At 70.0% G+C, this 6,169-nt stretch carries 7 protein-coding genes, 1 tRNA gene and 2 pseudogenes; 4 read left to right on the top strand and 6 right to left on the bottom strand.

Annotated elements, in window-relative coordinates:
• Nucleotides 1-290: pseudogene (locus tag G6019_RS16200) on the bottom strand (phosphoribosylamine--glycine ligase family protein); the annotation flags it as partial.
• Between the two features lie 72 nt (nt 291-362).
• Complete coding sequence (locus G6019_RS16195) at nt 363-1,067, bottom strand: TetR/AcrR family transcriptional regulator (RefSeq protein WP_182613771.1); 705 nt, start codon at nt 1,065-1,067, stop codon at nt 363-365.
• 127 nt (nt 1,068-1,194) lie between these two features.
• Between G6019_RS16195 and G6019_RS16190 the strand changes: the two genes are divergently transcribed.
• Nucleotides 1,195-1,623 carry an HIT family protein gene (locus tag G6019_RS16190; RefSeq protein WP_182613770.1) on the top strand — a complete coding sequence of 143 codons (429 nt, stop codon included), beginning with the start codon at nt 1,195-1,197 and terminating at the stop codon, nt 1,621-1,623.
• Between the two features lie 52 nt (nt 1,624-1,675).
• Here the strand turns inward: G6019_RS16190 and G6019_RS16185 are convergent, their stop codons facing one another.
• The 3 genes from G6019_RS16185 to G6019_RS16175 all read right to left on the bottom strand — a co-directional run bounded on the left by G6019_RS16185 (nt 1,676) and on the right by G6019_RS16175 (nt 2,669).
• Complete coding sequence (locus tag G6019_RS16185) at nt 1,676-2,065, bottom strand: nuclear transport factor 2 family protein (RefSeq protein WP_182613769.1); 390 nt, start codon at nt 2,063-2,065, stop codon at nt 1,676-1,678.
• A gap of 21 nt (nt 2,066-2,086) precedes the next feature.
• Entirely contained in the window at nt 2,087-2,506 is a 420-nt protein-coding gene (locus G6019_RS16180) for a nuclear transport factor 2 family protein (protein WP_182613768.1), read from the bottom strand.
• A 90-nt stretch (nt 2,507-2,596) separates the two neighbouring features.
• Nucleotides 2,597-2,669 (bottom strand) — tRNA-Thr (locus G6019_RS16175).
• Between the two features lie 90 nt (nt 2,670-2,759).
• Here G6019_RS16175 and G6019_RS16170 point away from each other — a divergent pair.
• From G6019_RS16170 to G6019_RS16160, 3 genes are all read left to right on the top strand, one after another.
• A complete protein-coding gene (locus G6019_RS16170; protein WP_107748800.1) occupies nt 2,760-4,142 on the top strand; it encodes a threonine/serine ThrE exporter family protein in 1,383 nt (460 codons plus the stop codon).
• A gap of 69 nt (nt 4,143-4,211) precedes the next feature.
• Nucleotides 4,212-4,400, top strand: a complete 189-nt coding sequence (locus tag G6019_RS16165; protein ID WP_107748799.1) for a hypothetical protein — start codon at nt 4,212-4,214, stop codon at nt 4,398-4,400.
• 31 nt (nt 4,401-4,431) lie between these two features.
• On the top strand, nt 4,432-5,880 hold the full coding sequence (locus G6019_RS16160) for an alpha,alpha-trehalose-phosphate synthase (UDP-forming) (RefSeq protein WP_182613767.1): 1,449 nt from the start codon (nt 4,432-4,434) through the stop codon (nt 5,878-5,880).
• Nucleotides 5,881-5,913: 33 nt separating this feature from the next.
• Here the strand turns inward: G6019_RS16160 and G6019_RS16155 are convergent.
• Nucleotides 5,914-6,169: pseudogene (locus tag G6019_RS16155) on the bottom strand (hypothetical protein); the annotation flags it as partial.

The following is a 6,169-nucleotide window of genomic DNA, read 5'->3' as shown; positions in this document are numbered from 1 at the left end:
CGGGCGGCCTCGGCCGAGGGACCGAACACCGGGACGCCGGCCGCGCGGAGGGCATCGGCCACCCCCGCCACCAGCGGCACCTCGGGGCCGATGACGACCAGGTCCACCTCGAGCCGCCGTGCCAACGCGGAGACCGTCGAGGGATCCGTCACCGACGCGTCGTGACACGTGGCCTGCACCATGCCGGGGTTGCCCGGCGCGGCGTGGAGCTCCGTCACCGCGGGGTCCGCGGCGAGGGCGACGAGGATGGCGTGCTCACGGGCACCGGAACCGATCACGAGAATTCGCACAGCGACCACAGTAGTCGCGCCCCCCGGGCGACGTGACCCGGCACGGCCGGTGCGGGCGTCGTCGGGTGGACCTCAGCTCGGCAGGTCGGTCGCGATCCCGTCCGGCAACGTGGCCTCATCGCGGACCCGCAGCCCCTCCGCGGTGAGCATGTCCGTCATGCAGAGATCGAGCGTGCGCGCCGTCGCGTGGTCCGCCTCCGGGGTCCCCATCGGCTTGAGCCCGAACATCGCGTGCGAACAGAGGCCGTCGATCCCCGCCCACAGGACGCGCTGGTCCCTGATCCTCGTCCCCGGACGGAAGATCCCCGCCGTGATCCCGCGGTCGACGATCTGCTGCATGATCTCGGCGACGTCCGAGGCCGCGAACGCGACCGTCGGCGACTCCCCCAGAGTCTCGATCATCATCCGCGCCCAGGCGGGCTCCGCGACCGTGAACGCCACGATCGCGATCCCCGCGTTGCGGAGGTCCAGGTAGGCCGCGAGCCCCGGGGCCGACTCCGCGCCGGTGACCCCCGGGAGGGCGACACGCTCACCCATCGCGGCGAACCCGCGGGCCGAGACCTCCTCGACCAACTGCTGCCGGTTGGTGAAGTGCCGGTAGGCGGCGGTGGCCGACACCCCGATGACCGGCGCGATCTCCCGCAGCACGATCACCTTCTCCCCCGAGGACCTCGCCCGCGTGGTGGCCTCGTGGATGATCGCGTTCCGCAGGTCACCGTGGTGGTAGGACTTCTTCTTGACGGTGTCGTCTGCCGTCGGTGCCGTTGCCTCGATCATCTGCCGTCCCTCCGCCATCCTCTAAGGACCGTTCGCCGCTCGTTGTCCGGGTGGCGTACCCCTCATTACACCACGAGCCACCGCGCATCAGCGGCAACCGGCCGCCCCGGGTACGTAGGCTGGGAGCATGTCGACCGTTTTCAGCAAGATCATCTCCGGTGAGCTGCCGGGCAGGTTCGTCTGGGAGGACCCCGAGGTGGTCGCCTTCCTCACGATCGCGCCCGTCGCGGCCGGCCACACCCTCATCGTCCCGCGAGAGGAGATCGACCGCTGGACCGACCTCGACCCCCGGCTGTGGGCGCGGCTCAACGAGGTCGCCCAGGCGGTCGGCGAGGCCGTCGTCGAAGGTTTCGGGGCGTCACGGGCCGGTTACCTGATCGCGGGGTTCGAGGTCCCACACACCCACATCCACGTCTTCCCCGCCGACGACATGTCCGGCTTCGACCTGTCCCGCGCGGACCCCGACGCCCCCGCGGAGGAGTCGGACGCGGCGGCCGCGACGATCCGTCGCGCTCTGCGGCAGCTCGGCCACGACGAGTTCGTGCCCGGGGACTGACCGGCCCACCCCGACTCGCCGCCCCGGTGGTCGGGTCGGGCGGGTGACCGGCTCAGTGCCCGAGCGCGCGCGTCACCTCGCCCATGTCCTGGTAGTCGCACCATTCGCTGACCAGGCCGTCACGCAGCGTGAAGAACGCGCCGACGGCGAGTGTGATGGGTGTGCCCCCGATCGTGAGGAACGTGGTCCTGCTCACCGCGGCCGTGTCCCCCGACGACAGCACCCGGCGGATCTCCACCCGGACGTCGGTGGAGACCTCCTCGTTGAACTCGATCAGCTGGGCCAGCCCGTCGCGGCCGCGCACCACCTGGGTGCCCTCGATCCGCAACTCGAGGTCGGGCGTGCACAGCGAGGTCGCTGTGTCCACGTCACCACGGAACGTGGCCTCCACGAGCCCCCTGGCCACCTCTCCGGAGCCGCCGCGCCGTTCGTCCTGGTCCATCGGACCGCCCCCGTCCACCGTCTACTCCGAGATCGTGTTCAGAGTACGTAGGTCCTTGTAGTCCTCCCAGCGGGTCACCACACCGCCCTCCACCTCGACGAACGACAGGGCCGGGATCTCCACGCCCCCCTCGGGCAGCGTGTAGGTCTCCAGCCGCTTGAGCGCGACGATCCCCGGTTCCGCCACCGCCGACAGGACGGCCACGTCGAGGAACCCGGACAGACGCGCGAGATCCTCGATGATGTCACGCAGGCCGTCGTGCCCCTCGTAGAGACGGAGGTGGCCGCCGTTGGTGTAGACGATCGACGGCGAGGAGAGCGCCAGCGCGGCGTCCACGTCACATGAGGTGACGGCGCGCATCCACGCCTCGGCGATCCGCCGGGTGGACTCAGCGTCGACGCCCCCGTCCACGTCTCCGGAGCCCTCGCCGTCGCTGAACACCTGCCACATCCTACCCAGAAACCTGAGAAAACTAAACGTATACCGCGCGCGCGTGGCGTGCACTCCCGGCTCCACCGGGCGGCGGGTGAGAGCTGGAGACGAGACTTGAACTCGCAACCGCCCGATTACAAGTCGGGTGCGCTACCAATTGCGCCACTCCAGCACGGCTCCGGCACGGCCGGGGTCCGGCTCACATCCTAACCGGATCCCGGGCCGCGCTCTCGACCGCCGCGGTCTTGACTACGGTGTCCACGTGGAGATCCGCGACGCACCTGCCCCGTTCACCCGCCCCCTGGCGTGGCTGGGTCTGCGCAAGTCCACGATGGACCTGGCGGTCGAGCCGCCCCTGTCACCGATGGCGCCGGTCGACCTGGACGACGACGGCGCCGTCACCGACGTCCTGAACCTGGCCCTGGAGATCGCCGGCATCCTCCTCTCCTCCGGGGAGGGCGCGGCGGACACCGTCGCCCAGGGGGAATCGGTCGCGGCGGCGTTCGGCCTGCCGGGCGCCACCGTCGAGGTCACCTTCACCTCGTTGACCATCGGCGTGAACCGCCGACGTGGTCGCCCGCCGATCTCCGTCATCCGGGTGGTCAACTACCGCACGATCGACATGACCCGGGTGACCCGTGTCGCCCGGCTCATCGACCTCATCGTGCGGCGCCAACTGACCGTCGAGCAGGCCACGGCGGAGGTCGAGCAGATCATCGCCTCCCCGCACCCCCACTCGTTCCGGGTCGCGGTCCTGGGGTGGGCGATGCTCGGTTGCGCGGTCGTCATCCAACTGGGTGGCAGCCCGCTCGCCGGACTCCTGTCCATGGTGTCGACGTTCGCGCTGATGTACGCCAACCGCTATCTGGACGGCCACCGCCTCCCGAAGTTCTTCCAGCAGATCGTCGGGGGGTTCATCGCGGCCGCCTGGGCGCTGTTGGCCTACGTGTTCCTGAGCGACAACTTCGTGGACATCCAGCCATCCACACTCGTCGCCGCGGGAATCATCGTGCTCCTCGCGGGGCTCACGCTCGTCGGCGCGATCGAGGACGCCATCACCGGGTTCCCCGTGACGTCGGCCGGCCGCGGCGTGGAGACGATGATCCTCACCGGCGGGGTTCTCGGCGGCATCACGATCGCCCTGGCGGTGTTCGCGCGACTGGGCATGTCCCCGCCCCCCATCGACCCGACCATCTCCGGCAACGCGCCCCTGTATCTCGCCGTCTTCGCGGCGGGGGTCGGGGCCGCCGGCTTCGCGGTGGCCAGTTACGCCACCGTGCGTGCGACGTGGCTCGCCGCGGCGGTCGGGGCGATCGGGATGGTCATCTTCCAGGTGGTCACGACGACCGGGCTGGGCGTGGTGGTGGGTTCCGCGCTCGCGGCCTGTGCGATGGGGTTGTTCGGCGGCATCCTCGCCCGTATCGCGACCGTCCCGCCACTGATCGTGACCATCGCGGGGATCACACCACTCCTGCCCGGGCTGTCCGTCTATCGGGGACTGTCGGCCCTCACCAGTGACCAGACCGGTATCGGTGTGGGACTGATGTTCCAGGCCCTGGCGATCGCGGTGGCCCTGGCGGCCGGCATCGTGTTCGGCGAATGGGTCACGCGTAATCTGCGCAGGTCCGCCGCCGCCGACCAGTGACGTAAGATGACGTCGGACGCCTGAGCCCACACGGGCCCTGCGTCCCATACCGACCACGGGAGGACACACATGGCATCCGCCGCAGCGGCCAGCAAGGAGCCCGAGCTCGACGTCGACCTCGAGCCCGTCGCCGACGAGACCGCATATCAGGCCCAGAGGATCGTGGCCTCGTACGCCGCAGACGCCGACGAGTGCCTGATGCTGCTCGAGATGCTCGGGATCGGCCCCGAGAAGGTCGACCCTGCCGACGTCGACTAGCCGCATCACAGCGATCACGGAAGGGACGGGGATGACGCGCGCGACCGAGCAGACGCCGCCGGACGCCGGTGCGGACTTCGTCGTCGTCGCCAATCGGCTACCCGTCGACCTCGTCCGTGACAAGGACGGCCGGGAACACTGGAAGGCCAGCCCCGGTGGGCTGGTGACGGCCCTGGAGTCCATCCTCAAGGCCAACCACGGCGCCTGGGTGGGTTGGCCCGGCGTGGCGGACGCCGCCCCCGAGCCCTTCGACGCCGACGGCATCCGGCTGCACTCGGTCACGCTGTCCGCCGAGGATGTCGGGCTCTACTACGAGGGGTTCTCCAACGGCACGCTGTGGCCGCTGTTCCACGACGTGGTGGTCCCCCCCGAGTACCACCGCGAATGGTGGAACGCCTACGTCGCGATCAACCGCCGGTTCGCCGAGGCCACCGCCGCGGCCGCCGCCACCGACGCCACGGTCTGGGTGCAGGACTACCAACTCCTGCTGGTCCCCCGCCTGTTACGTGAGATGCGTCCCGACCTGACCATCGGGTTCTTCCTCCACATCCCGTTCCCCCCCGTCGAGTTGTTCATGCAGCTGCCGTGGCGCTCGGAGATCGTCGAGGGGATGCTCGGGGCCGACCTGGTGGGCTTCCACCTGCCCGGGGGCGCTGACAACTTCCGGATCCTCGCCCACCGGCTCGGCGGCCACCCCTCGGTGCGGTTGCGCTCCACCCGGGGGCGGGCGTCCGAGATCCGGGTGGACGACCGGAGGGTCCGGGTGGGAGCGTTCCCCATCTCGATCGACTCGGCTTCCATCGACGCGGCCGCCCGCGACCGCGGCACCCGCGCCCGCGCGGAACGCCTGCGCACCGAACTCGGCTCCCCCGAGATCCTGCTTCTGGGTGTCGACCGCCTCGACTACACCAAGGGGATCGACGTCCGGCTCCGCGCCCTGGAGGAGTTGTTCGAGGAGGGGCGGCTCGAGACCGCCGACGTCACCCTGCTCCAGCTCGCCACCCCGAGCCGCGAGAGGGTCGAGCAGTACCAGATCATGCGCTCGCGGATCGAGGAGTCCGTGGGACGGATCAACGGTAGTTTCGGCGAGATCGGGCACCCCGTGGTGACTTACATCCACCGCCCCGTCCCCAAGTCCGAACTCACGGCCTTCTACGTGGCCGCCGACGTCATGCTTGTCACTCCCGTGCGCGACGGGATGAACCTTGTGGCCAAGGAGTATGTGGCATCCTGCACCGACGGCGAGGGCTCTCTCGTGTTGAGCGAGTTCGCCGGCGCCGCCGCCGAACTCCGGCAGGCGTACCTGTGCAATCCGCATGACCTGGAGGGGGTCAAGGACGCCATCATGGCGGCCGTCACCGAGGCGGAGGACGACCGTCGTCGACGGATGCGGGCGCTGCGCCGTCAGGTGCTGGGCAACGACGTCCACGCGTGGGCACGACGGTTCTTCGAGACGTTGGACGCCACCTCCGACGAGTGAGTCGACGGTTCCGGGCCCCCGGCCCGGCCGTCTTTAGAGTGCTTCCAGCTCCCCGAGCCTCCACGTGTCGTCGACCCGCACCATCGACACGGTGAGCCGGGAAGCCGAGCTCGCCGCCTCGGGCGCGTCCTTCGTCGACACCATCCGGTTGAGCATGAGCAGAACCGTGACGTTATCGGCGTCCACGACCTCCTGCGGCGCGGCGGCAGCCACCGTCGCGTAGACGCTGGCCTCCTGCTGTTTGGCAGCGGAGGCGACGGTGGGCATGGATTGCTCCACGAACTCCGAC

The organism is Dietzia sp. DQ12-76 (assembly GCF_014145045.1).
Taxonomy (GTDB): Bacteria; Actinomycetota; Actinomycetes; order Mycobacteriales; family Mycobacteriaceae; genus Dietzia.
Note: the sequence above shows the minus strand (reverse complement) of the source record. Positions and strands in the feature narration are given on the sequence as shown.

Coding starts and splice junctions, on each gene's coding strand:
- G6019_RS16195 (WP_182613771.1), bottom strand. CDS start 1,067: ATGATCGAGGCAACGGCACCGACGGCAGACGACACCGTCAAGAAGAAG.
- G6019_RS16190 (WP_182613770.1), top strand. CDS start 1,195: ATGTCGACCGTTTTCAGCAAGATCATCTCCGGTGAGCTGCCGGGCAGG.
- G6019_RS16185 (WP_182613769.1), bottom strand. CDS start 2,065: ATGGACCAGGACGAACGGCGCGGCGGCTCCGGAGAGGTGGCCAGGGGG.
- G6019_RS16165 (WP_107748799.1), top strand. CDS start 4,212: ATGGCATCCGCCGCAGCGGCCAGCAAGGAGCCCGAGCTCGACGTCGAC.
- G6019_RS16160 (WP_182613767.1), top strand. CDS start 4,432: ATGACGCGCGCGACCGAGCAGACGCCGCCGGACGCCGGTGCGGACTTC.